Raw genomic sequence first — 22,294 nt, forward strand, 5'->3', positions numbered from 1 at the left:
CCAGTTACCGCTGCAGGCTCGCGCTGACGGCAAACGCACAGCCCGTCTTCGCCTTCACGTCGTCCAGCGTCACGCCGTCCTGCAGCTCGAGCAGGGTGAGTCCCTTGCCCTTCTCGACAGCGAACACGCACAGGTCGGTAATAATCAGGTCGACCACTTGCTTGCCGGTGATCGGCAGGTCGCAGTTGTCCTTGATCTTGGGCGAGCCGTCCTTTGCGGTGTGCTCCATCAGCACGACCACACGGCGCACGCCGCTGACCAGATCCATGGCGCCACCCGGGCCCTTCACCATCTTGCCTGGCACCATCCAGTTCGCCAGGTCGCCGGTGCAGGAGACTTCCAGGCCGCCCAGGATCGACAGGTCGATATGGCCGCCGCGGATCATCGCGAACGAGTCCGCGCTGGAGAAGAAACTGGAACCGGGCAGTTCGGTGATGGTCTGCTTGCCGGCGTTGATCAGGTCCGGATCCACCTTGTCGTCCGACGGGAACGGGCCGATACCCAGCAGGCCGTTTTCCGACTGCAAGGTGACGTCCATGCCCGGCGGGATGTAGTTGGCGACCAGGGTGGGAATGCCGATGCCGAGGTTCACGTAGAAGCCGTCCTGCAGCTCCCTCGCGGCGCGTTGCGCCATGGCGGTGCGGATCGGACTTTCCTTGCCGGTATTGGCGCCGGCGACGGTGCGGAACTCGATGCGCTTCTCGTAGGACGGCCCCTTGATGATGCGGTCGACGTAGATGCCCGGCACATGGATGTTGTCGGGGGCGAGTTCGCCCACTTCGACCAGTTCCTCCACCTCGGCCACGCAGATCTTGCCGCAGGTAGCGATCATCGGGTTGAAGTTGCGCGCCGTCTTGCGGAACACCAGGTTGCCCAGGCGATCGCCCTTCCACGCCTTCACGATGGACACATCGGCGTGAATGGCTTCTTCCAGCACGTATTCCTTGCCGTCGAACACCTTGGTTTCCTTGCCCTCGGCCAACTTGGTGCCGAAGGCGGTGCGCGTGTAGAAGCCGGGAATGCCCGCGCCGCCGGCGCGCAGCTTCTCGGCCAGCGTGCCTTGCGGCACCAGATGCAGTTCCAGTTCACCGGCCAGCACCTGGCGTTCGAATTCCTTGTTCTCGCCCACGTAGGAGGCAAAGACGCGCTTGACCTGGCGGGTCTTGAGCAGCGGCCCCATACCGAAGTCGTCGACGCCGGCATTGTTGCCGACGATGGTGAGTCCCTTGGTACCCGCGGCGAGCAGCGCGGCGATGAGGTTCTCGGGAATGCCGCACAGGCCGAAGCCGCCGGCGGCGATGGTCATGTTGTCGAACAGCAAGCCGTCCAGGGCCTGCGTCGCGCTTGCATAAACCTTGTCCATTGCGATGCCTTCTTGCAGGGAGTGCCAGTTGCCTAGGATACGACGGAATGATGGCCGCTCATGCCGTGTAGGCTCGCAAGGCCGGGGAATGGCCCTGCCAGGCCGCGGGAGGGGGCGGCAGGCGGCTGTTGCTGCATGGCCGGGGAGGGCTTGACGGCTTTTGTTTACGCATGTAAACATTCATTGCGCTTACACACGTAAACGGTGGCCCATGGGCATCAGCGAAGCCGAAGCAATTATCATGGAGGTGCTGTGGCGCTCCGCGCCGCGCAGTGCCGAGGAGATCCTGGCCGAAGTCGGCCCGCAACAGGATTGGCAGGAAGGCACGGTCAAGTCCCTGCTCAACCGATTGCTGAAGAAAAAGGCGGTCAAAGCCGAGCGCGATGGCCGCCGATATCTGTACGCCCCCAAACTCGCGCGCGAGCAATACGTGTCGCAGGAGAGCAAGGGTCTGCTCGATCGCCTGTTCGGCGGACGCGTGGCGCCGTTGGTGGCGCACTTTTCAGAGCAACGCAAGCTGAGCCGCAAGGACATTGCCGAGCTCAGGAAACTGCTGGAGGAGCTTGACGATGATCAGCCCTGAGCTGGCCGAACAGGCCTGGCGTTTGCTGTTGGCAACAACCATGGCATGGCTGGCCGTCATGCTGTTGCGGCGCGTATGCCGCCGCTGGCTGGGCGCGGAACGATCCTTCCAGCTATGGCTGTTGGCGCCGCTGGCGATGTTGGCGAGCCAGCTCCCGCATGCGGCGGGCACGGCCGTTTCGCCCTTGTCGCCGTTGGTGTGGACCATCGCCTCGACGGGAACGGCGATCGCACAATCGACGCAGGCGCTGTCCGGCATCCGTTGGCAAAGCATCGTTCTGGTGTGGTGGCTCGCAGGCATCGTGCTGGGGACATGCTGGGCGATTACGGCGCAATGGCGTTTCCAGCGCAGGCTGCTGGGCGCAGCCCTCGTGTCGGGCGTCGATGCACGTTGGCCCGTATGGCGCGCTGCCCATGCGGATGTCGGGCCGGCCCTGGTGGGAGCGTGGAAACCACGCATCGTGCTACCGCTCGATTTTGAACAGCGCTACGACGCCACTGAGCGCGCCCTGATTCTTGCGCACGAGATCGCCCATGCCGAACGGCGTGATGGCTGCTGGTCTTTGTGTGCCCAGATCTTGCTGATCGCGTGCTGGTTCCATCCGCTCGCCTGGTGGGCCCATGGCGCGTTCCGACTCGATCAGGAACTCGCCTGCGATGCCGCGGTGCTCAGGAATCATCGTTACCAGCGGCGCCAGTATGCGCAGGCCATGTTGAAGACCCAGGCGACGCTTTTCAGCTTGCCTGTGGGTTGTCGTTGGTCACCTCGTCATCCCATTACGGAGCGTATCGCCATGCTGAAGCCCATGAAGTCCGCTATCGCCAATCGTCTTGCAGGAGTCGGTGCCATCGCGACGGCGGCGATGTTGATGGTTGGGATGGTTTATGCCGCGACCCCCACGGGGGCGAAGGGCTCCGGCAACGGCTCATCGAGTAGCTACATGTTGAAAATAGACGTGGCGCTGGGAGGCCGCCCAGCATCGAATCATCTCTCCCAATGTCTTAAGCCGGGCGAGTCGGTGAGCCTGAATGGTAGTGACGGTGACAAGTCAACCTGGGCGGGTCAATTTACGGTGGTGCCGGCGGAAAAGGGCGAGCTTGAGATCCGCACCAAGGTCGACACCCGTTTCGAGTACAGTCCGGGCAATATCCGCAGCATGTCGGGTCAGCCAATTGTTCGAACGATGCCTGGGCAATTGGCGACGATCGTGTTCGGCGAGGTGGTCGATGGTAATCACCTCGAGAAACTTCACGACGGGACGATCAAAATCGAGCTCACGCCAGGCGTCGGCTGCTGAAGCCATACGGCTGAGCATGGGCTGACTGCTGGATATACTCGCGGCCAAAGCCTTGGGGAGTACCGTCAGTGAAGTCCAGCCGTCTTGTCGCCGCGATTGTGGCGTTGGGGATCTCCTCCATGAGCCACGCGGCCACACCTGTTCTGGTCATCCACGGCGGAGCCGGGGTGATCAAGCGCGAGATGAGCCCAGCCAGGGAAAAGGCCGTGCGAGCCGCGCTCACCCAGGCACTGCAGAACGGCTATGCCCAGCTGAAGGCCGGCAAGACCGCGGTGGACGCGGTCAGCGCGGCGATCACGGTGCTGGAGGACGATCCGAACTTCAACGCCGGCAAGGGCTCGGTGTTCACGCATGACGGGAAGAACGAGCTGGACGCCGCGATCATGGATGGCTCGACGCTGGATGCCGGCTCCGTGGCGGGCGTTCAGCGCGTGAAGAATCCGATCCTGCTGGCACGTGCGGTGATGGAAAAGTCATCGCACGTGATGCTGATCGGCGACGGCGCGGAGGAGTTTGCCAAGCAGGTCGGCATCGAGCTGGTCGACCCCGCGTACTTTCGCACCGAAGAGCGCTGGCAACAGCTGCAGAAGGCACTGAAGGAAGATGCCGAGCACGCCAGGCATTCAGACGTCGAGACGGCCAAACACTTCGGTACCGTGGGTGCCGTGGCGCTGGATGCGCAGGGGCACCTCGCCGCAGGCACATCGACGGGTGGCATGAACGACAAGCGCTGGGGACGTGTCGGCGACTCGCCCATCATCGGCGCAGGCACTTATGCGAACTCAGGTTGCGCGGTGTCGGCCACCGGCTGGGGCGAGTACTACATCCGCACCGTGGCGGCGCACGAGATCTGCATGCGCGTGACCCAGATGCGTGTGCCGCTGAGGCGGGCGGCGGCCGAAGTGATCAACCAGGAAATTCCGTCGATGGGCGGCAACGGCGGTGCGATCGCGCTCGACGCCGACGGCAATGTATCGATGCCGTTCAATACCGATGGCATGTATCGCGGCTGGATCGGTGCCGATGGCGTGGCCCATGTGGCGCTTTATGGCGACGAGAACGACGGCACTGGTGAGCCGCTACCCGCGGCAGCTGATTCTTCTGCGCAACCTTGATGCATGGCGGCTGCGCCGCCGGGCCGCCATCCACGGCCCGCCAGCTCAGTCGTCGCTGTCCGGGCGTTCGCGCACCGGATGCTTGCTGAGCTTCCGCTGCAGGGTGCGCCGATGCATGCCGAGCCGACGGGCGGTTTCGGAAATATTGCCGTCGCATTCGGTCAGCACGCGCTGGATGTGCTCCCACTCGAGCCGGCGCAGGGCCAGCGGCGCTTCCGGCGCGTCGACCAGTTCGTCGTCGCCGGTGCTGGTGTCGCCGTCGAGCAAGGCGCGTACCACGGCATCGGCATCGACCGGCTTGGACAGATAGTCGTGGGCGCCGCGCTTGATCGCTTCCACTGCGGTGGCGATGGAGGCATAGCCGGTTAGCAGGAGGACACGGATTTCCGGCACCAGGGCCTGCAGCTCGGGAATCAGGCGCAGGCCGTTCTCGTCGCCGAGTTTCAGGTCGAGCACGCAGTAGCGCGGCTGATGACGCCGGGTGAGGGCGCGCGCTTCGTCCGCGTTGCTGGCCGTGATCACCTCAAATCCGCGCGATCCCAGTGCGCGTGCCAGGACGCGGGCAAACGTGGCGTCGTCGTCAATGATCAATAGCTGTTGGTCGCTCATCGGATGCTCCATCGGCCCATGGCCGCAGGTGCCCATTGTTGCCGGATGCGACAGCGCATGCACCTGTGATCATCCGCCCCTGTGGCTATCTGCCGCAGTTTTCAGGACGTGGCGATCACGGATAGAGGCAAACGGAGACACATTTGTGCTCCGTTCTCGGTGTTGTTTGTAGTCAATTCACCTTCGAGCCGCTCAGCGGTGGCTTCGGCCAAGGCCAGGCCTATGCCTAGTCCCGTCTTCTTGTGAGATTGGCCGAGCACGGCCAGTTCGCCGGTGGGGGTGAAGCCTGGGCCATGGTCGCTCACGATCAACTCAAGCCAGCCGCCGTCGCGATGCACGGTGAGCGCAACGACTTGTGACTGGTTCAGCGCCGAGGCGTCGGCTGCGTTGTTGAGCAGGTTGAGCAGGGCGTGGCGCAGGCCCGGCGGGGTGCGCAGCACGATATGTTTCGCCTCCTCGTCCACCGTCAATTGCAGGTCGGCCTCGGGACGCAGTAACTGGAAACGTTCCTGGCATCCATGGATGAAATGGGTGAGCGTGAGCAGCTCGGACTCCTGTGAGAGCTGGGCTTTGCCGAAGGCCACCATTTCGCGAAGTATCGTGCGGCAACGGTCTACCTGACCCTCCAGCAGGGCGAGATCCTCGCCCAATAGCGCATCGCCGGCATGCTCGCGGCGCAGTTCCGGCAGCAACGTACGCATGGTCGATAGCGGTGTATTGAGTTCGTGGGCCGCGCCGGCCGCTTGGGTGGCGATGGCGAGAATGCCTTCGTCACGCAGGGCGCGCTCCCGCACGCGCTGCACTTCCATCTGCTGCAAGCGCACCGCGCGCGCCAAGCGATTGATGAAGAAGCCCAGCAAGAGGGCGGTGATCACGAAATTCACGCCCATGCCCACCACGTGCAGCGAGAAGCCTCCCGGTGTGGTCCCGTGCATCGGCGCAGGCAAGGGCACATAGCAGAACAGCAGCACGAGGTAGGCGATGCCGGCGAGTCCTGCCACCATGAACACCGCGCCCACGGGCAGGGCCGCGGCGCTTAGCGCGATTGGCATGAGCAGCAGGGTAATGAACGGATTGCTGGCGCCGCCGGTGAAATACAGCAGATAGCCGAGCACCAAGGTGTCGACCGCGACGTGCAGAATGGTTTCCCATTGCCGGATCGGCCAGGGCTGGGTCAGTCGCCAGGCGGCGAAGACGGCAAACACGGCAAGCAAGCCGATACCCACCATCAAGGGCAGTAGCGGGATATCCAGCTTCATCCATAGCGCGCAGACCAGGACGGCGGCGCTCTGCCCGGCGATTGCGCAAATGCGCAGCCAGGCCAGACTGCGGGCGAGTGCACGTGGGCCGATGCGTTGTTGCAAGGTGGGACGTTTCATCACGCAGATACTAGCCGTTTTGCTGCTTCTGCCCGTGGGCGGAGGAAGCGGGCGGGGCCATGCTCGCCATGCCATCACGGCCCCTCTCCCCGCAGAGAGAGGGGCGCAAGGCGACTTACACTTCTTCGCTGTGCACCGCCGGCAGCGGCGTATGCGCCTCGGCGTGACTGCGCGAGAGGCGGTTCATCAGCGGCAGCATGACCACGGCGATGACCGTGCAGGCAATGCCGACGAAACCGAGCTTGTTGAACAGGCTGATGTAGATGTTCAGCGACTCGACCGGGTCCTTGATGTTCTCCGGCATGCTGGCCAGGTTGGCCACCACGCTGCCGAGATACTGCGAGATGCCCACGGCGACGTAGTAGCCGCCCATCATGAAGCCGCCCATGCGCGCAGGCACGTAGCGGGCAATCATGGCCAGGCCCAGGCCGCTGACCAGCAGCTCGCCCAGCGAGTAGAACCCATAACCCCACACCATGGTCCAGGACGATACCTGGCCGGCGACCGCGCTCATGGCGCCGATGCCGTACATGAAGAAGCCCACCGCCACGGCGCCAAAGCCCAGGGCAAACTTGAACGCGACCGACGGATCCTTGCCGAGGCGACCCAGCGAGTTGTAGATCAGCACCAGCACCGGGCTGAGGATCACGATCCAGATCGCATTGAGGTTCTGGTACTGCTCCGGAATCCAGTTGAACAGGTGCACGCCGAACACATCGAACGATAGGTTGACGTTGTTCTGCGCGAACAGGTTCAGCGAGGTCGCCATCTGCGCGTAGAAGATGAAAAAGAAGATCGTCTGCACGGTCAGCACCAGCGCGGCGATCAGGCCGGCGCGCTCGCTCTTCTCGCTGCTGCGGATCAGGTGCACGAAGATGCCCAGGATCACCAGGCCCGCCAGGTATACGCAGATCTTGGCCGCGAGCAGGCTCTGCAGGATGAAGGCCGCGATGAACACCATTGCCAGCGAGGCGCCGAGCAGGGCGAACGCGAGCGCCGGCTTGACCGGCTTCTCGTCGGCGGGAGAGCCGATGTGCGCCAAGGTGCGACGCATCAGCGAGTAGTTGATCAGGCCGAGCAGCAGGCCCACCGCGCAGGCGCCGAAGGCTGTGTGCCAGCCCATCGCATCGCCGAAACGCTCGCCTACATAATTGCGGATCAACGGCGTCGCGGTCATGGAGACCATGGAGCCGATGTTCACCGCCATGTAGTAGATGGTGAACGCGCTGTCGATGCGAACGTCATCGCCTTCGTAGATCTTGCGCACCAGGTTGCCGGCGTTGGGCTTGAAGAAGCCGTTACCGACGATGATCACGCCGAGCGCGCAGTACAACAGGGTGGGATTGTTGGAGGGAATCCACAACATGGAGTAGCCCAGCGTCAGCACCGCGGCGCCGGTGACCATGGTGCGGCGCGTGCCGATCAGCTTGTCACCTACCCAGCCGCCGATCGCGGGGGTTGCATAGATCAGCGCGGCGGCCGCGCCCCACACCAGGTTGGCCTTGCTGTCGATGAAGCCGAGCTTCTTCATCATGTAGGTGACCATCAACACCTGCATGCCATAGAAGCCGAAGCGCTCCCACATCTCGATCAGGAAGACAGTGCTGAAGGAGCGGGTCTGGGAGACCGGTGGATTCTGGGTTGCCATTCAATTGTCCGTACACGGTTCATACAACGACCGCAGGGCGGTCGGCTCGTGCAACCCGGAACCGGGTCACAAAGTGCGGGAGGGTAACCCATCTGTCATTCAGGCGACGTTGCACTGCCGCACGCAGGAATCTGCGATCTGGCGCCTCAAGGCCGGCTGCGGCATTATTCCCGCCTTGTGTCCGCCGTCTGCGGGCACGGGCAAGGCGCCGCCGCAAGCCGCATTCTCTAAAGGAACGACGTTCATCATGGCCGCAACCGGTTTTCGCGGGCCCAGGCAGATCTGGAATGCCCTCAAGTGGTCAATGAAGGGCCTGCAGGCGGGCTGGCGCCATGAAGCCTCGTTCCGCATGGAAGTGTGCCTGGCTGTGGTGCTGGTGCCGCTGGGGCTGTGGCTGGGCAATGGCCCGCTGGAGAAGATCGCGCTGGTCCTGTCGCCGATCCTGGTGCTTTCCGCCGAACTGCTGAATTCCGCCGTCGAAGCCGTGGTGGACAAGGTCAGCCCGGAGTTTCACGAACTGGCCGGTCGCGCCAAGGACATGGGCTCGGCCGCGGTGTTCCTGCTGCTGATGCTGACCGCCTTGAGCTGGGGCCTGATCCTGGCCCCGCGCTGGCTGCCCTGACGCGCTTCGTGCCCTGATGTTCACGGCCTGATGTAGGAGCGCACCCAGTGCGCGAAATGCCTACGTAGCTGGGACTCCGTGGCGCCCGGATCGCGCACTGGGTGCGCTCCTACAAAGGGGGCGTACGTTGCGCCGCTGGCGGTGGGGTGCTGCAATGGTGGCTCCACCGGACGGGAGCAGACTCATGAAACTACTTCGTGCCCTTGCGTTGCTGTTGGTCGTGGCTGGCCTTTCAGGTTGCGGCTACAACGCCATCCAGCGGCAGGACGAGGCGGTCAAGGCAGCCTGGTCCGAGGTGATCAACCAGTATCAGCGCCGTGCGGATCTGGTGCCCAACCTGGTCAATACGGTGAAAGGCTATGCCCAGCACGAAGAAAAGGTGCTGACCGAGGTGACCAGGGCGCGCGCCAGGGTGGGCACCATGCAGCTGTCGCCCGATGCGCTGAACGATCCGCAGAAACTGCAGCAGTTCCAGCAGGCGCAGGGAGAGCTTTCCAGCGCGCTGTCGCGGCTGATGGTGGTCAGCGAGAACTACCCGCAGCTCAAGGCCGATGGTTTGTTCCAGAACCTGCAAGCGCAGCTGGAAGGCACCGAGAATCGCATTACCGTGGCGCGCAACCGCTACGTGCAGGCGGTGCAGACGTACAACTCGATGATCCGCACGTTCCCGAACAATCTCACCGCCAAGGTCTTCGGCTACCAGGTGAAGCCGAACTTCACGGTGGAGAACGAGAAGGCCATCTCTACGGCACCGACCGTCGATTTTGGCGGCAGCACGCCGGCCCCCGCCGCCTCGGCACACTGATATGTGGCGGCGTCTGCTGCTGGTGCTGGCGATGGCATGGCTGTTGCCGGCTTTGCTGTATGCCCAGGAGCAGGCTCCCCGGCTCACCCGGCACGTCACCGATCTCACCGGGACCTTGAGCGCGCAACAGGTCGACCAGCTCGACGCCCAGCTGGTGGCCCTGGAAAAGAGCAAGGGGGCGCAGCTGGTGGTGCTGATGGTGCCCACCACCCAGCCGCAGGACATCGCCGAATATTCCTTGGCGGTGGCGGAGGCCAACAAGATCGGCCGCAAGGGCACCGATGACGGCTTGCTGCTGCTGGTGGCCAAGAACGATCGCCGCGTGCGCATGGAAGTGGGCTATGGACTGGAAGGGGCGATACCGGATGCGGCCACGGCGCGCATCATCCGCGAGTACATCGCACCGAAATTCCGCGTCAACGATTACTACGGCGGCATCAACGATGCCCTCGGCGCCTTGACCCAGCTGGTCAACGGCGAGGCGTTGCCGCCACCGGTGGAAAGCGCCAATCGCGAGCGGCATGGCTTCAACTTCGGCAATGTGCTGCTGCTCGGCGTATTTGGCGCTTTCTTCCTGCGCGGCATCTTCGGGCGCTCCGCCGTGTGGGTTCGCACACCCCTGGGCGCGTTGATCATCGGCGGCCTGCTGTGGCTGCTCGCGGCCTCGGTGGGCGCCGGCATCATGGGTGCACTGATTGGTGGCGTGCTGATGCTGTTGCCGGCCGGAGCCGGTCGCTCGATTGGCGGCGGTGGCTGGGGCGGCTTCGGTGGCGGCGGTTTTGGCGGCTGGGGCGGTGGTGGCGGCTTCGGCGGCGGAAGTGGCGGTGGTGGCTTCAGTGGTGGCGGCGGCAGTTTCGGTGGTGGTGGTTCGTCAGGGAGCTGGTGATATGGCGCGTGCCCAACGTCTGCTGATGAACCTGTTCGATGGCTGGTTCCAGCTACGGCATCGCTTTCCCAAGACCGTGCTGGATGAAATGACTCACGCGATTGCCGGCGGCGAGCGCGAGCACCGCGGCGAAATCTGCTTCGCCATCGAGACGCGCCTCGCGCCGCTTGCCGTGCTTGAAGGCCAGGACGCCTACCGGCGCGCGCGTCAGGTATTCGCCCAGTTGCATGTCTGGGACACCGAGCACAACAGCGGCGTGCTGTTTTACGTGTTGATGGCCGAGCACCACATCGTGATCATTGCCGATCGCGGCATCGCCGCCGCCGTCAGCCAGGGCGAATGGGATGCGATACGCGATCGCATGCGTGCCTGCTTTGCGCGTGGCGCCTGGCGGGAAGGTGCCCTGGAAGGCATTGCCGAGGCACACGCACTGCTCAAGCGGCACTTTCCAGGCAATGACAAAGCGCAACCGGACGAGCTGCCGGATCGGCCCATTCTGCTCTGAGCGAAGCACGGTCCGGCTGGCGTCGTGCCGCACGCGGGGCTTGTGATCGCAGTGCCCCGCTGCTGATCTTCCCGATGTCGAGCAGCGTCTCGCTTCCTCCCGTGGCACAAAAAAAGGGCGGGCCCGAAGGCCCGCCCTTTCCGGAAGTCCGGCTCGTTCGAGCTTAGAACTTCTGGTTGTACGACACGTACCAGTAACGGTCGATGTCGAACGCCGGGTTGTACGGCGCGCTGCCGGTACCCGTGGTGGTGACCGAGTAGTAGAACGGACCCTTCTTGTTGAAGATGTTGTTCACACCCACGGTGAAGGTGCCCTTCCACGGAGCGGTGTAGCGGAACTGCGCGTCGTTGAACGCCACCGAACCCTTCTGGCTCATGCCATAGGTACCCCACCAGGGGTTGGTGTAGTTCGGCGAGCTGCACTCGATCAGGTCGTTCGGATCGTTGCTGTAGCAAGAATCCTTCAGGCCCGAGTAGTAGCGGACCGTCCAGCTGGCGCCGAACTGCTTGTAGTTCCAGTCCACCTGCAGGTTGGAGCGCAGACGGTACAGACCATCCTCACCATTCATGAAGCCGACCGGCGTCACCGGGATGGCGCCCGGACCGCTGACGGTTTCGTACTTGGTCAGATAGGTGCTGTCCGAGGCGATGCGGAAGGTACCGATGGCGGTTTCCGGCAGGCGGTAGTGAATACCGATGTCGTAGCCTTCGGTTTTCAGCGTGCCCAGGTTGGCTAGGCTCTCGTTGAGGTTGTTGACCGAGCCCACGGCGAGACCGGTCGACGCGTCAGCGCTGGCGCTGCGGGTGAAGCGGCTGCAGAAGCTCGGGTCGTTCTGCACATAGCAATAGTTCAGGATGCTCTGCGCGTCGACCGACGAGATGATGTTCTTCACGTAGATGTTGTAGTAATCGACCGTGAAGTCGAGGCCTTCCACCTGATGCGGGCTGTAGACCAGGCCCAGCGTGCGGGTGATCGACTGTTCCGGCTGCAGGTTCGGGTTGGAGCCCGACAGGAACGCCACCGGGGTCTGGCTGCCGTTGTTGTTGGTGATCGGCGCGCCCGTGGTGCTGTTGACCTGGCGGTAGCCGGCCGGCACGCCCGAGGCGGCACAGCGCTGGGCAACGGCGGCGTTGCTGGCGGCGGCGCCGAACTTCGAATCGCACGGATCCAGGAAGGTTTCGAAGCTCTGGCCGGTGCCACCGTAGAGGTCGTCGATGGTCGGAGCACGGAAGCCCTCGGCCCAGGTACCGCGAACCAGCAGGTCCGCGAACGGACGGTAGCGGAAGCTGTACTTGTTGTTGGTGGTGCTGCCGAAGTTGCTGTAGTGCGAGTAGCGGCTGGCGACGTTGATGCCGAACTCCTGCGCACCCGGCAGGTCGCGCAGCAGCGGCACGTCAAGCTCGACGTAGGCTTCGTTGGTGTTGTACGCGCCGCTGGTCGGGGCGCTGGCGAGGTTGGTCGTCAGGCCGGCCGAGTCGGCGGCGTCCGGACGGAAGTTGCCCTTCTCGCCACGGTGCTCGACACCCACGGCCAGGCTCACGGTGCCGCCCGGCAGGTCGAACAGGCCGCCGGACACGTTGGCGGTGTAGTCGTCGGTCGAGCTGGTCTGGCGATCGGTGCCAACGTGGTTCACGTAGTTCCACACCGACTGCGGCGTGGCGCCCGGGCCGGCCAGGATGTTCCACGGCACGCAACCGGCCGCGCGATCGGCGGCGCTGGCGCAGGCGAGCTGACCGTCGATCGTGGTGGTCGGGCCAAGCGCCGCGGTGGCATTCGGCAGGTAGATGTTGCCGGTGCTGCGAACGCGGATCTTGTTCTGCGAGTACGTGTAGCCCGCATCCCAGTTCCAGTCGTGGCCGAGGAACTGGAAGTAACCCTCGACGCCCAGGTCGATATGGGCGAGCCTGGAGTTGTTCCAGGTGACGCGCGGCATTTCAGCGGTGCGGCGATAGAACGACAGGTCCTGGCCCGGGAACGGGTTGTAGGCATTGTCGCCGCTGATCTCGACACCGGTGGTGCCGGTCGAGAACGGGTAACCCGCCAGCTGGCTGGAGGTGTCACGCGTGCTGTAGCTGGCCATGCCATGCAGGGTGATGTTGTCGGTCAGCTTGTAGCGGTCCTGCAGGAACAGGTTCTTCAGCTTCGAGCCGGCGCGGAAGGTCATGTCCTTCTGCGAGTTGTACAGGTCGGCGTTGCTGCTGCCATCGAACGGATGGTAGTTGGCCAGGTTGCTGCTGTCGGTGGCGCCGTGATTGATCACGTACTGGGCGCCGGTGTTCGGATCGATGATGCGGCCGTACGGGCCAGTGCCGCTCCAGCCGGCGTCCGGATGGCGCGGACCCTGGGCGTAGGTGGTTTCGCTACGCGAGTCGTTCCACATCGGATCGGTGTTCTGGTAGGCAATACCGGCGATGATCGAGTTCTTCTCGGTGCTGTGGCCCCAGGTGAAGTTGTAGTTCTGGGTCTGGCCGTCGCCCTCGCCGTTCTGGCCGTAGTAGACGTTGGCTTCAGCGCCGTCGAACTTTTCCTTGGTGATGATGTTGACCACGCCGCCGATGGCGTCGGAGCCATAGATGGACGAGGCGCCGTCCTTGAGCACTTCGATGCGCTCGATCATCGAGACCGGGATGGTCGACAGGTCGGTCAGGCCGCTGAGGCTGGTGCTCCAGCGACGACCGTTGACCAGCACCAGGGTGCGCTGCGAGCCGAGGTTGCGGATATTCACGTACTGACCGCCGACATCCGTGCCCGAAGACAGCGTGTCCTGCGGGGTGATGTCCGGAGTGCCGGCCGACGGCATGCGGGCCAGGATGTCGCTGACGTTGGTCAGGCCGGTGGCCTGGATGGCGGCACGATCCATGGTGAAGATCGGCTGGGACGTTTCCACGTCAACGCTGCGGATGCGCGAGCCGGTAACGGTAACGGTCTCAAGGCTCTTGGCCGACGACTGGTCGGTTTGCGCGGCGGCAGCATCCTGTGCGGCAACCGACCACGTCTGCAGCACGAGTGCTGCGGCGATGGCAGTAGCCAGCAGTGTCTTTTGCTTCATTGTTGAAACTCCGAACAAAAAATAGCCATCAGCCAGCGCGCGAGCGCTGGGCAGCTGGATATGGGGATGGCGCGTAGCACCCTGGGGAAGGATCTGCGCGCCGCGGCATCGCCGTGCTTGGGGGACGGGCGATGTAATCCCGACGTTAAAACAAAGTGACGTGTAGGTGCAAGACGACCGTCACGTTCAGGTGATAGCTATTTTTGTTATCAGTTTTTCTCTGGCCATGACCCTCGGGACTCGACAGCGAGCCCGCGATCTGCCGTCAGCCTCCCATCCGGAAAGCCGTGGAAGGAGCGCACTCTTACCGGGCAGTGCCCGCTACACTGGCGCTTTTACGCCGCCCCGTTTGCCCATGACGCAGCCCTATACCGTTGCCTTCGACCCTGTGGCCTTTCATCTGGGTCCGCTTCAGATCCACTGGTATGGCCTGATGTACCTGTGCGGCTTCCTCGGTGCCTGGTTGCTGGCCGAGTACCGGCGCGGCAAGGGACGCTTGCCGGTGACCCGCGATGCCGTGGGCGACCTGGTGTTTTACGCGATGATGGGCGTCATCGTCGGCGGACGCGTCTGGTACATGCTGTTCTACGCCGACATCCACTGGATCTGGACCGATCCGCTGGCGCTGTTCCGTGTCTGGGACGGCGGCATGAGCTTCCACGGCGGCTTGCTCGGCGTGCTGGCGGCCGGCTGGTGGTGGTCCCGTCGCCACGGCGTGCATTTCTTCGACACCATCGACTTCGTGGCGCCGATCGTGCCGATCGGCCTGGGCCTGGGCCGCTTGGGCAACTTCATCAATGGCGAGCTGTGGGGCAAGCCGTCGGACGTGCCCTGGGCGATGATTTTCCCGAATGCGCCAGACCGTCTGCCGCGCCATCCCTCGCAGCTCTACGAGATGCTGCTGGAGGGCGTCGTGATGTTCAGCGTACTGTTCCTGATATCGATGAAACCCCGGCCGCGTTACCTGATTTCGGGCCTGTTCGCGCTGATGTACGGTTGCTTCCGCTTTGCGGTGGAGTTTGTGCGCGTGCCCGATCCGCAGCTTGGCTACCTGGCCTGGGGCTGGCTGACCATGGGGCAGATCCAGTCGCTGCCGTTGATCGTGGTTGGCGTCGTGCTCATCGTGATGTCGCGCAAGGCGCCAACCTTGCGGCTTTACGCCGTTTCGCTGCCGGGCAAGGAGTAAGCGCATGCGTGCCTATCTGGATTTGCTGCAGCATGTGCTCGACCACGGCACCGAGAAGGGCGATCGCACCGGCACCGGCACGCGCAGCGTGTTCGGCTGGCAGATGCGCTTCGACCTCGCGCAGGGTTTTCCGCTGGTCACGACCAAGAAACTGCATCTGAAATCGATCATCCACGAGCTGATCTGGTTCCTGCGCGGCGACACCAATACGGCCTACCTGAAGGAACACGGCGTCAGCATCTGGGACGAATGGGCCGATGCCCAGGGCGAGCTTGGGCCGGTCTACGGTAAGCAGTGGCGCGCCTGGCCGACCGCTGACGGTGGCGTGGTCGATCAAATCCGCTGGGTGGTGGACGAGATCAAGCGCAATCCCGATTCGCGCCGCCTGGTGGTGAGCGCCTGGAACGTGGGCGAGCTGCCGAAGATGGCGCTGATGCCGTGCCACGCGCTGTTTCAGTTCTACGTGGCCGACGGCAAGCTCAGCTGCCAGCTTTATCAGCGTTCCGGCGACATCTTCCTGGGCGTGCCGTTCAACATCGCCAGCTACGCGCTGCTGACCCACATGATCGCGCAGGTGTGCGGTCTGGGCGTGGGCGACTTCGTGCACACGCTGGGCGACGCGCACCTGTACAACAACCACCTCGAGCAGGCGCGCCTGCAGCTGTCGCGTGAGCCGCGCCCCTTGCCGAGGCTGGAGCTCAACCCGGAGGTGCGCTCGCTGTTCGACTTCCGTTTCGAGGACATCGCCATTACCGGTTATGAGCCGCACCCGGCTATCAGGGCGCCGGTGGCGGTGTAAAGCGCCGAACCACCTGTGGATGCGTCAACGCATCCTGCTAAAATCGGTCGCCGCGGCGCCCGTGGCCGGCCGCCGCGGGCTGCTTCAACCGTCGATGACTCAAGGATTTTCATGGCTATTTCGTTGATTGCCGCTCTGGATGAGAACTTCGCCATCGGCCGCAAAGGGCAGCTCCCCTGGCATTTGCCGGACGACCTGCGCTGGTTCAAGGAGCTGACCCTCGGCAAGTACGTGCTGATGGGCTACAACACGGCTGTTGCCGTCGGACGGGCCTTGCCGGACCGCACGAACCTGGTGCTGAGCCGCAAGCACGAGGCCCCGTTTCCCGGCCAGATCACGGTGCGCTCCCTCGCCGAAGGCCTCGCCCGCGCCAGTGGCACGGGACTGATGGTGATTGGCGGTGGCGAGGTGTATTCGGCGGCCTTGCCGCAGGCCAAGCGCCTCTACCTCACCTGGGTCAACGCCGCGGTCGATGGTGCCGACACCTTCTTCCCGGGCGTGCATTTCAGCGACTGGAGCGAGGTCTCGCGCGTGCATCACAAGAAGGATGCCGACCACGCCTACGACTTCGACATGGTCGAGTACATTCGCAACGACTGACCCGGGCCACTCGCCCATGGCCTCCCCGAGATGACCCGAGCCATGCATGTAATGGCCGGCGTTCTGCTGGATGCCCGCGGTCATGTATTGCTGGCGCAGCGGCCGCCCGGCAAGCACCTGGCGGGGCTGTGGGAATTTCCCGGTGGCAAGCTGGATGCGGACGAGACAGCGGTCGCTGGACTCGTCCGCGAATTGCGCGAAGAGCTGGGTATCGAGGCCGAGGTCGGTGAGCCACTGATCCGCGTGCCGTGGCGCTACGGCGATCGGTCCTTGCTGCTTGACGCGCGCGTGGTGCGCAGTTGGCAAGGTGAGCCGATGTCGTTGGACGGGCAGGCGCTGCAATGGCGCGACCCCGCGGCCGTCGATCTGGCCATGCTGTCGCCAGCCGATCGGCCCATTCTGCGGGCACTGCAGCTGCCGGCGCGCTATCCGATCACGCCGGCTGACGTATCCGTCGAGGCGTTCGAGGCATGGCGGCTGCTTCTGCTGGAGGCCATCGAACATGGCTTGCGCCTGGTTTTGCTGCGTTTTCCGCTATGGGCGCCGGAACAAGTGCGCGAACTGGCGGCGGCGGTGCTGCCGGTGGCGCGAGAGCGTGGCGCACAGCTGCTCTTGAGCGGTGACGTGGCGGGAGCGCTCGCGCTGGGGCACGGGGTCGGCGTGCAGCTCAAGGCTTTGCAGCTAACGTCGCTGCACGAGCGGCCGTTGCCCTGGGAGCAGTTGGTCGGGGCCAGCTGCCACGACCAGACCGAGCTCGCGCGGGCTTCAGCGTGGGCCGATTTCGCGACGCTCTCGCCGGTGTCATCGACGGCCACGCACCCCGCAGCGACACCTCTGGGTTGGCCGGTGTTCCAGTCGATGGTCGAAGCCGCTGCCGTGCCGGTCTATGCGCTCGGCGGCATGACGGCTGCCGATGCCGAGGTGGCGCGACGGGCGGGAGGGCAGGGCGTGGCCGGAATCCGCGGCTTCTGGTGAGGCTCGATCAACGCGCGGCTGCCGCCAGGGCCAGGTAGCGCGTGTGCAGTTGCGACACGGCCCGGTCCAGCTCCGCTTCGTCGCCGTGGTTTTCGATGACGTCGTGGGCCAGCGTCAGCCGCTCCGTGCGGCTGGCCTGACGCTCGATCATGCGTCGCGCCAAGGCCTCATCGATGCCGTCACGTCGTACCAGCCGGTCCAGCTGTAGCGCCTCGGGCGCGTCGACCACCAGCACCCGATCCACCCAGCGGTAGTGGTCCATGTTTTCCGCCAGCAGCGGAATGGCGAGCAGGCAGTAGGGACCGCGATCCGCGTGGGCGTGCTCGTGCAGCCAGGCACGGACGCGCGGGTGGATGATGGCCTCGAGCGCGCGTCGCGCCACGTCGTCGCCAAAGACGCGCTGGCGCATGGCGGCGCGGTCCAGCTGGCCGCGGGCGTCGAGCACCTGATCGCCAAATCGATCGATGACGGCCTGCAGTCCGCCGGTGCCGGGGGCGATGACCTCACGCGCGGCTACGTCGGCATCGTAGACCTGGATGCCCAGGGTTTCGAAGCGCTGCGACACGGCGCTCTTGCCGGCGGCAACACCCCCGGTCAGGGCGACGACGAAGCTGTGGCGCTGGCCACTCATCGCAGCCCGGTCAGCTGCATGTAGCTGAGCAGCAACCAGTCCCCCGCGACGAACCAGACCCAGCCGGCAGCGGCAATGAAGGGGCCGAATGGCATGGGAATCTCCCGGCCATGCTTGCGCATCAGGATCAGCGTACCGCCGATCAGCGCCCCGATCAGCGACGAGAGCAGGATCACCGGCAACAGGGCGCTGGGCCCCATCCAGGCGCCAAGCGCGGCAAGCAGCTTGAAGTCGCCATAACCCATGCCTTCCTTGCCGGTCAGCAGCTTGAACAGCCAGTACACGCTCCACAGGCTCAGGTAGCCGATGGCCGCGCCGATGATCGCCGAGGCCGGCGTGACGAACATCGGCAACACGGCGAGCAGCAGGCCCAGCCACAGCAGTGGGTAGTTGAGCTGGTCGGGCAGGTATTGGGTGCGAAAGTCGATGCCGGCGAGGGCGATCAGTATCCAGGTGAACACCAGGCCGGCGAGGGCGGGCCAGGTCGGACCGAATTTCCATACGATCACTGCGCTAAGCACGCCGCTCAGCAGCTCGACCAACGGGTACTGGATGGAGATAGCGGCCTTGCAGTAACGGCAACGCCCGCGCAGCAGCAGCCAGCCAAACAGCGGGATATTGTCCAGCGCGGAGAGGCGATGAAGGCAGTGCGGGCAGTGCGATGGCTCGCGCACGATGCCTGGAGGCAACGGCTTGTCCTCGGACTCGACCCCTAGCGTGTCGAGTGCATCCAGCCGCCATTCGGCCTTCATGCGTTCCGGCAGGCGCAGGATCACGACGTTGAGAAAACTGCCGACCAGCAGGCCGAGTACGCCGCTGGTGAGGATCCAGGCCCACAAAGGAAGATCGAGCATGCGCAATTCCAAAGGCTATAAAAAAGCCCCCCTCCCAACGGGAGAGGGGCTTGGAGAACAGCAGATTACACCGTGCCTGCGAGCTTGAAGATGGGCAGGTAGAGCGCCACCACCATGCCACCGACGAGGCCGCCCAGGATCACCATGATCAGCGGTTCGAGCAGGGTGGAGAGGGTATCGACGGCGTTGTTCACCTCTTCCTCGTAGAACTCGGCCACCTTGAACAACATATGGTCGAGTGCGCCGGATTCTTCGCCGATGGCGGTCATCTGCACCACCATGTTGGGGAATACGCCGGTCTGGCGCATGGCGAGCTGCAACTGGTGGCCCACCGCGACGTCGTCTCGCATCTGCTTGACCGCTTCGCCATAGACGATGCTGCCGGTAGCGCCGGCTACGGCATCCATGGCTTCCACCAGTGGCACGCCGGCACGGAAGGTGACGCCCAGGGTGCGCGCGAATCGGGCAATCGCGGACTGTCGAAGGATGTTGCCCATCACCGGCAACTTGAGCATTACGCGGTCGAGAAAGTGGGCGAACTTCACCGAGCGCTTCTTGGCCATGACGATGGCGGTGATGCTACCGGCGATGCCAAAAAGCAGCGCCCACCAATAGGACTTCATGAACTCCGAGGCTTTGACCACGACCAGGGTCGGGGCGGGCAGGTCGGCGCCGGCATCCTTGAAAGTCTGCGCAAACACGGGAACCACGAACAGCAACATGATGGTGCAGACCAGCAGCGCCACGGCCAGCACCATCACCGGGTAGAACAGCGCCTTCTTGATCTTGGCCTTGATTGCTTCCGTGCGCTCCTTATAAGTCGCCACCGTGTCGAGCACGGTGTCCAGCACGCCCGACGTCTCGCCGGCGTGAACCAGGTTGCGGTAGAGCTCGTCGAACTGAACGGGATACTTCCCCAGCGCCTCATGCAGGGCTGATCCGCCCTCGATGCCTTGCTTCACATCGGTCAGGATGTTCTTGAAGCGGACATTCTTCTGGCCGTCGGCGATGATCTCGAAGGACTGCACCATCGGTACGCCCGAGGCCATCATGGTGGCGATCTGGCGGCTGAAGATGGCCACGTCGCGTGGCTTGACCGTGCTGCCGTTGGCGCCGAAAAGCGGCTTGCCGCGTTCGCGCACGGTCTGCGGATTCATGCCCTGGCGGCGCAATTCGGCCTTGATGAGCGACGCATTCTTCGCCGACATCTCGCCCTTCATGCGCTTGCCGCGCTTGTCCAGCGCGACCCAGTCGTACATGGTCAGCTTGCTCATCTCGGCGCGCTGTGCGCCCAGCGAACCGGCATTCTTGTTAGCGGCGGTGGCCGTGGCCATTGTGATTCCCCCTGCTGGTACGGTCGGGTCGCCTCAAGCAGACGACAGCCAGAATTTCGTCAGCTTAAGCCATTTGCCTGGAACAATTCGTGGCGCCGGACGCACCTTGAGTGCGACTTATGACGCCGTTTGGCCGTGCCAGGCCTCAATCCTTGGTGACGCGGTCGATCTCGGCGAGGCTGGTGACGCCCTTCTTCGCCTTCAACAGGGCCGAAGCGCGCAGGTCGTTCACCCCGGCCTTGCGGGCCACCTCGGCGATCTGCAGCGCGTTGCCCCCCTGCAAAATGATCTTTTGGATGTCCTCTACCATGGGCATCACCTGGTAGATGCCGACGCGGCCTTTATAGCCCTCGTTGCAGCTGTCGCAGCCGACGGCTTCATACAAGGTCAGGCCGTCGTCGATATCTTCCTGGGTGAATCCGGCTGCCAGCAGCGCCTGTGGCGGCAGGTCCATGGGCTTCTTGCAGTCGTGCAGGCGGCGCGCCAGTCGCTGGGCGATGACCAGGGTCACCGACGAGGTGATGCTATAGGGCGGAATGCCCATGTTCATCAGACGCGAAATGGTCTGCGGGGCGTCGTTGGTATGCAGGGTGGACAGCACCATGTGACCGGTCTGTGCCGCCTTGATGGCGATCTCGGCGGTCTCCAGGTCGCGGATTTCGCCGACCATGATCACGTCCGGGTCCTGGCGCAAGAACGAGCGCAGCGCAGCGGCGAAGGTCATGCCGCGCTTGACGTTCTGCTGGACCTGATTGATGCCCTCGACGCGGATTTCCACCGGGTCCTCGACGGTCGAGATATTGCGCTCGGCCGTATTGAGGATATTCAGCGCCGTATACAGGGACACGGTTTTGCCCGAGCCGGTAGGGCCGGTGACCAGCACCATGCCGTAGGGCTTATGGATGGCATCCAGATACAGCTGTTTCTGCACGTCTTCATAGCCCAGCACGTCGATGCCGAGCTTGGCGGCGGACCCGTCCAGGATGCGCAGCACGATCTTTTCGCCAAACAGGGTCGGCAGGGTGCTGACGCGGAAGTCCACCGCGCGGCTCTTGGACAGGTTCAGCTTGATGCGGCCGTCCTGCGGCACGCGACGCTCGGCGATGTCCAGGCCGGACATCACCTTGATGCGCGACGAAATACGCGAGGCCAGCTTCATGGGGGGGCTGGCCACGGCGCGCAGCATGCCGTCCATGCGCAGGCGTACGCGGTACTGGGTTTCGAACGGCTCGAAGTGGATATCCGAAGCGCCGCGCTTGATTGCGTCCACCAGGATCTTGTTGACGAACTTCACCACCGGCGCATCGTCGTTCGAGTTCGCATCGATGCCGGTAGACTCGGCCTCTTCGTCGCCACCCTCCAGGGCCAGGTCGTCAAGATCGCCGCCGCCCATGTCGGGGACGCTGTTGCTCATGGCGTTGAGCACGGTCTCGATGGTGCGCAGCAGTTGTCCGCGCTCCACCAGGATCGGTTCCACCATGCAGTTGGAGTGGAACTTGATCTCGTCCAGCGCATGCGACTGCATGGGGTCGGCGATGCCCACGAACAGGCGCTTGCCGCGCTTGAACAGGGGCAGGGCATGATGTTTGTTGATCAGCGCCTCGCTGATCAGGTTCAAGGGCATATTGGCCGGCACCAGGGTGCTCACGTCCATCATCGGCATACCGAATTCGTCGGAAGCGATGCGGGTGAGGCGGGCGCTGTCGACCAGGCTGTGATCCAGCAGCCAGGCGGCGAAGCCGGTCTTGTGCTGGATCGAGTCAGCCACTGCCTTGCGCACGTCGGCTTCAGGCAGCACATCTTCCGATACCAGCCTCCGCGCCATGCCGGAGAGGCCTGCGAGCGACGGTTGCATTAGCGTTGACATAGCAATACTGACTCAGCCCCCTGATTGAGTGGGAATTTACCCCAGTTGAGCGGGTAGGTCACTCGCCGCGAGGGGGGGGAGTGGCATCCGGGGTGACGGCGCGCACAAATCCCAGGTCGGCAAATGGCCATAGAAATGGCATGCAACAGGCGTGCCCGACCAGCCTGAAAGGCATGGACGTTGCCAT

At 64.1% G+C, this 22,294-nt stretch carries 20 protein-coding genes; 11 read left to right on the forward strand and 9 right to left on the reverse strand.

The genetic code is table 11. The features are described 5' to 3' along the window. Positions 1–4: 4 nt before the first annotated feature. A complete protein-coding gene (locus tag OUZ49_RS20900) occupies positions 5–1,363 on the reverse strand; it encodes a 3-oxoacid CoA-transferase (RefSeq protein ID WP_323134892.1) in 1,359 nt (452 codons plus the stop codon). Positions 1,364–1,574: 211 nt separating this feature from the next. Here OUZ49_RS20900 and OUZ49_RS01580 point away from each other — a divergent pair, with 211 nt between their 5' ends. The 3 genes from OUZ49_RS01580 to OUZ49_RS01590 all read left to right on the forward strand — a co-directional run bounded on the left by OUZ49_RS01580 (position 1,575) and on the right by OUZ49_RS01590 (position 4,358). Then, a complete protein-coding gene (locus tag OUZ49_RS01580) occupies positions 1,575–1,946 on the forward strand; it encodes a BlaI/MecI/CopY family transcriptional regulator (protein WP_266148165.1) in 372 nt (123 codons plus the stop codon). Next, the gene (locus tag OUZ49_RS01585; protein WP_266148166.1) at positions 1,933–3,243 is read left to right on the forward strand and encodes a M56 family metallopeptidase; all 1,311 of its coding nucleotides are present in this window, start codon (positions 1,933–1,935) and stop codon (positions 3,241–3,243) included. The genes OUZ49_RS01580 and OUZ49_RS01585 overlap by 14 nt, the downstream gene beginning before the upstream one ends. 119 nt (positions 3,244–3,362) lie before the next feature. Then, on the forward strand, positions 3,363–4,358 hold the full coding sequence (locus tag OUZ49_RS01590; RefSeq protein ID WP_266148167.1) for an isoaspartyl peptidase/L-asparaginase family protein: 996 nt from the start codon (positions 3,363–3,365) through the stop codon (positions 4,356–4,358). A gap of 45 nt (positions 4,359–4,403) precedes the next feature. On the opposite strand, the gene OUZ49_RS01595 is transcribed toward OUZ49_RS01590, so the two are convergent. The 3 genes from OUZ49_RS01595 to OUZ49_RS01605 form a co-directional block, all read right to left on the reverse strand. Beyond that, positions 4,404–4,967 carry a response regulator transcription factor gene (locus OUZ49_RS01595; protein WP_266148168.1) on the reverse strand — a complete coding sequence of 188 codons (564 nt, stop codon included), beginning with the start codon at positions 4,965–4,967 and terminating at the stop codon, positions 4,404–4,406. Positions 4,968–5,068: 101 nt separating this feature from the next. After that, positions 5,069–6,346 carry an ATP-binding protein gene (locus OUZ49_RS01600; protein ID WP_266148169.1) on the reverse strand — a complete coding sequence of 426 codons (1,278 nt, stop codon included), beginning with the start codon at positions 6,344–6,346 and terminating at the stop codon, positions 5,069–5,071. Between the two features lie 115 nt (positions 6,347–6,461). Further along, a complete protein-coding gene (locus tag OUZ49_RS01605) occupies positions 6,462–7,994 on the reverse strand; it encodes a peptide MFS transporter (RefSeq protein ID WP_266148170.1) in 1,533 nt (510 codons plus the stop codon). A 247-nt stretch (positions 7,995–8,241) separates the two neighbouring features. On the opposite strand from OUZ49_RS01605, the gene OUZ49_RS01610 reads away from it, so the two are divergent. The 4 genes from OUZ49_RS01610 to OUZ49_RS01625 all read left to right on the forward strand — a co-directional run bounded on the left by OUZ49_RS01610 (position 8,242) and on the right by OUZ49_RS01625 (position 10,812). Then, entirely contained in the window at positions 8,242–8,616 is a 375-nt protein-coding gene (locus OUZ49_RS01610; RefSeq protein ID WP_266148171.1) for a diacylglycerol kinase, read from the forward strand. Between the two features lie 184 nt (positions 8,617–8,800). After that, a complete protein-coding gene (locus OUZ49_RS01615) occupies positions 8,801–9,421 on the forward strand; it encodes a LemA family protein (protein ID WP_266148172.1) in 621 nt (206 codons plus the stop codon). Between the two features lies 1 nt (position 9,422). Further along, entirely contained in the window at positions 9,423–10,307 is an 885-nt protein-coding gene (locus OUZ49_RS01620; RefSeq protein WP_266148173.1) for a TPM domain-containing protein, read from the forward strand. Between the two features lies 1 nt (position 10,308). Beyond that, positions 10,309–10,812: a TPM domain-containing protein gene (locus OUZ49_RS01625; RefSeq protein ID WP_266148174.1), complete on the forward strand. Its 504-nt coding sequence runs from the start codon at positions 10,309–10,311 to the stop codon at positions 10,810–10,812. Positions 10,813–10,975: 163 nt separating this feature from the next. On the opposite strand, the gene OUZ49_RS01630 is transcribed toward OUZ49_RS01625, so the two are convergent. Continuing rightward, positions 10,976–13,861, reverse strand: coding sequence for a TonB-dependent receptor plug domain-containing protein (locus tag OUZ49_RS01630; protein WP_266148176.1), 2,886 nt, complete (start codon positions 13,859–13,861; stop codon positions 10,976–10,978). 355 nt (positions 13,862–14,216) lie between these two features. On the opposite strand from OUZ49_RS01630, the gene lgt reads away from it, so the two are divergent. The 4 genes from lgt to OUZ49_RS01650 all read left to right on the forward strand — a co-directional run bounded on the left by lgt (position 14,217) and on the right by OUZ49_RS01650 (position 17,421). Further along, the gene (gene lgt, locus OUZ49_RS01635; protein ID WP_266148178.1) at positions 14,217–15,047 is read left to right on the forward strand and encodes a prolipoprotein diacylglyceryl transferase; all 831 of its coding nucleotides are present in this window, start codon (positions 14,217–14,219) and stop codon (positions 15,045–15,047) included. 4 nt (positions 15,048–15,051) lie between these two features. Then, the gene (locus tag OUZ49_RS01640) at positions 15,052–15,846 is read left to right on the forward strand and encodes a thymidylate synthase (protein ID WP_266148180.1); all 795 of its coding nucleotides are present in this window, start codon (positions 15,052–15,054) and stop codon (positions 15,844–15,846) included. Between the two features lie 111 nt (positions 15,847–15,957). Then, positions 15,958–16,446 (forward strand): dihydrofolate reductase, encoded by a 489-nt coding sequence (locus tag OUZ49_RS01645; RefSeq protein WP_266148181.1) that lies wholly within the window; start codon positions 15,958–15,960, stop codon positions 16,444–16,446. A 30-nt stretch (positions 16,447–16,476) separates the two neighbouring features. Then, on the forward strand, positions 16,477–17,421 hold the full coding sequence (locus OUZ49_RS01650) for a Nudix family hydrolase (protein ID WP_266148182.1): 945 nt from the start codon (positions 16,477–16,479) through the stop codon (positions 17,419–17,421). Positions 17,422–17,428: 7 nt separating this feature from the next. Here the strand turns inward: OUZ49_RS01650 and coaE are convergent, their stop codons facing one another. The 4 genes from coaE to pilB all read right to left on the reverse strand — a co-directional run bounded on the left by coaE (position 17,429) and on the right by pilB (position 22,107). Further along, complete coding sequence (gene coaE / locus OUZ49_RS01655; protein WP_266148183.1) at positions 17,429–18,052, reverse strand: dephospho-CoA kinase; 624 nt, start codon at positions 18,050–18,052, stop codon at positions 17,429–17,431. Next, positions 18,049–18,906 carry a prepilin peptidase gene (locus OUZ49_RS01660; RefSeq protein WP_266148184.1) on the reverse strand — a complete coding sequence of 286 codons (858 nt, stop codon included), beginning with the start codon at positions 18,904–18,906 and terminating at the stop codon, positions 18,049–18,051. The genes coaE and OUZ49_RS01660 overlap by 4 nt, the downstream gene beginning before the upstream one ends. Positions 18,907–18,971: 65 nt before the next feature. Continuing rightward, entirely contained in the window at positions 18,972–20,240 is a 1,269-nt protein-coding gene (locus OUZ49_RS01665) for a type II secretion system F family protein (protein ID WP_323134893.1), read from the reverse strand. Positions 20,241–20,385: 145 nt separating this feature from the next. Beyond that, on the reverse strand, positions 20,386–22,107 hold the full coding sequence (pilB, locus tag OUZ49_RS01670) for a type IV-A pilus assembly ATPase PilB (protein WP_266148185.1): 1,722 nt from the start codon (positions 22,105–22,107) through the stop codon (positions 20,386–20,388). Positions 22,108–22,294 lie beyond the last annotated feature (187 nt).

The organism is Dyella halodurans (assembly GCF_026283925.1).
Lineage (GTDB): Bacteria > Pseudomonadota > Gammaproteobacteria > Xanthomonadales > Rhodanobacteraceae > Dyella > Dyella halodurans.

What these genes read in the sequence shown, in the direction of transcription:
- OUZ49_RS01620 (WP_266148173.1), top strand. Translation starts at nt 9,423, where the DNA reads ATGTGGCGGCGTCTGCTGCTGGTGCTGGCGATGGCATGGCTGTTGCCG.
- OUZ49_RS01585 (WP_266148166.1), top strand. Translation starts at nt 1,933, where the DNA reads ATGATCAGCCCTGAGCTGGCCGAACAGGCCTGGCGTTTGCTGTTGGCA.
- OUZ49_RS01660 (WP_266148184.1), bottom strand. Translation starts at nt 18,906, where the DNA reads ATGCTCGATCTTCCTTTGTGGGCCTGGATCCTCACCAGCGGCGTACTC.
- OUZ49_RS01605 (WP_266148170.1), bottom strand. Translation starts at nt 7,994, where the DNA reads ATGGCAACCCAGAATCCACCGGTCTCCCAGACCCGCTCCTTCAGCACT.
- OUZ49_RS01650 (WP_266148182.1), top strand. Translation starts at nt 16,477, where the DNA reads ATGACCCGAGCCATGCATGTAATGGCCGGCGTTCTGCTGGATGCCCGC.
- OUZ49_RS20900 (WP_323134892.1), bottom strand. Translation starts at nt 1,363, where the DNA reads ATGGACAAGGTTTATGCAAGCGCGACGCAGGCCCTGGACGGCTTGCTG.
- pilB (WP_266148185.1), bottom strand. Translation starts at nt 22,107, where the DNA reads ATGTCAACGCTAATGCAACCGTCGCTCGCAGGCCTCTCCGGCATGGCG.
- OUZ49_RS01640 (WP_266148180.1), top strand. Translation starts at nt 15,052, where the DNA reads ATGCGTGCCTATCTGGATTTGCTGCAGCATGTGCTCGACCACGGCACC.
- OUZ49_RS01595 (WP_266148168.1), bottom strand. Translation starts at nt 4,967, where the DNA reads ATGAGCGACCAACAGCTATTGATCATTGACGACGACGCCACGTTTGCC.
- OUZ49_RS01580 (WP_266148165.1), top strand. Translation starts at nt 1,575, where the DNA reads ATGGGCATCAGCGAAGCCGAAGCAATTATCATGGAGGTGCTGTGGCGC.
- OUZ49_RS01600 (WP_266148169.1), bottom strand. Translation starts at nt 6,346, where the DNA reads ATGAAACGTCCCACCTTGCAACAACGCATCGGCCCACGTGCACTCGCC.
- OUZ49_RS01630 (WP_266148176.1), bottom strand. Translation starts at nt 13,861, where the DNA reads ATGAAGCAAAAGACACTGCTGGCTACTGCCATCGCCGCAGCACTCGTG.
- OUZ49_RS01590 (WP_266148167.1), top strand. Translation starts at nt 3,363, where the DNA reads ATGAGCCACGCGGCCACACCTGTTCTGGTCATCCACGGCGGAGCCGGG.
- OUZ49_RS01625 (WP_266148174.1), top strand. Translation starts at nt 10,309, where the DNA reads ATGGCGCGTGCCCAACGTCTGCTGATGAACCTGTTCGATGGCTGGTTC.
- OUZ49_RS01645 (WP_266148181.1), top strand. Translation starts at nt 15,958, where the DNA reads ATGGCTATTTCGTTGATTGCCGCTCTGGATGAGAACTTCGCCATCGGC.
- coaE (WP_266148183.1), bottom strand. Translation starts at nt 18,052, where the DNA reads ATGAGTGGCCAGCGCCACAGCTTCGTCGTCGCCCTGACCGGGGGTGTT.
- OUZ49_RS01610 (WP_266148171.1), top strand. Translation starts at nt 8,242, where the DNA reads ATGGCCGCAACCGGTTTTCGCGGGCCCAGGCAGATCTGGAATGCCCTC.
- OUZ49_RS01615 (WP_266148172.1), top strand. Translation starts at nt 8,801, where the DNA reads ATGAAACTACTTCGTGCCCTTGCGTTGCTGTTGGTCGTGGCTGGCCTT.
- OUZ49_RS01665 (WP_323134893.1), bottom strand. Translation starts at nt 20,240, where the DNA reads ATGGCCACGGCCACCGCCGCTAACAAGAATGCCGGTTCGCTGGGCGCA.
- lgt (WP_266148178.1), top strand. Translation starts at nt 14,217, where the DNA reads ATGACGCAGCCCTATACCGTTGCCTTCGACCCTGTGGCCTTTCATCTG.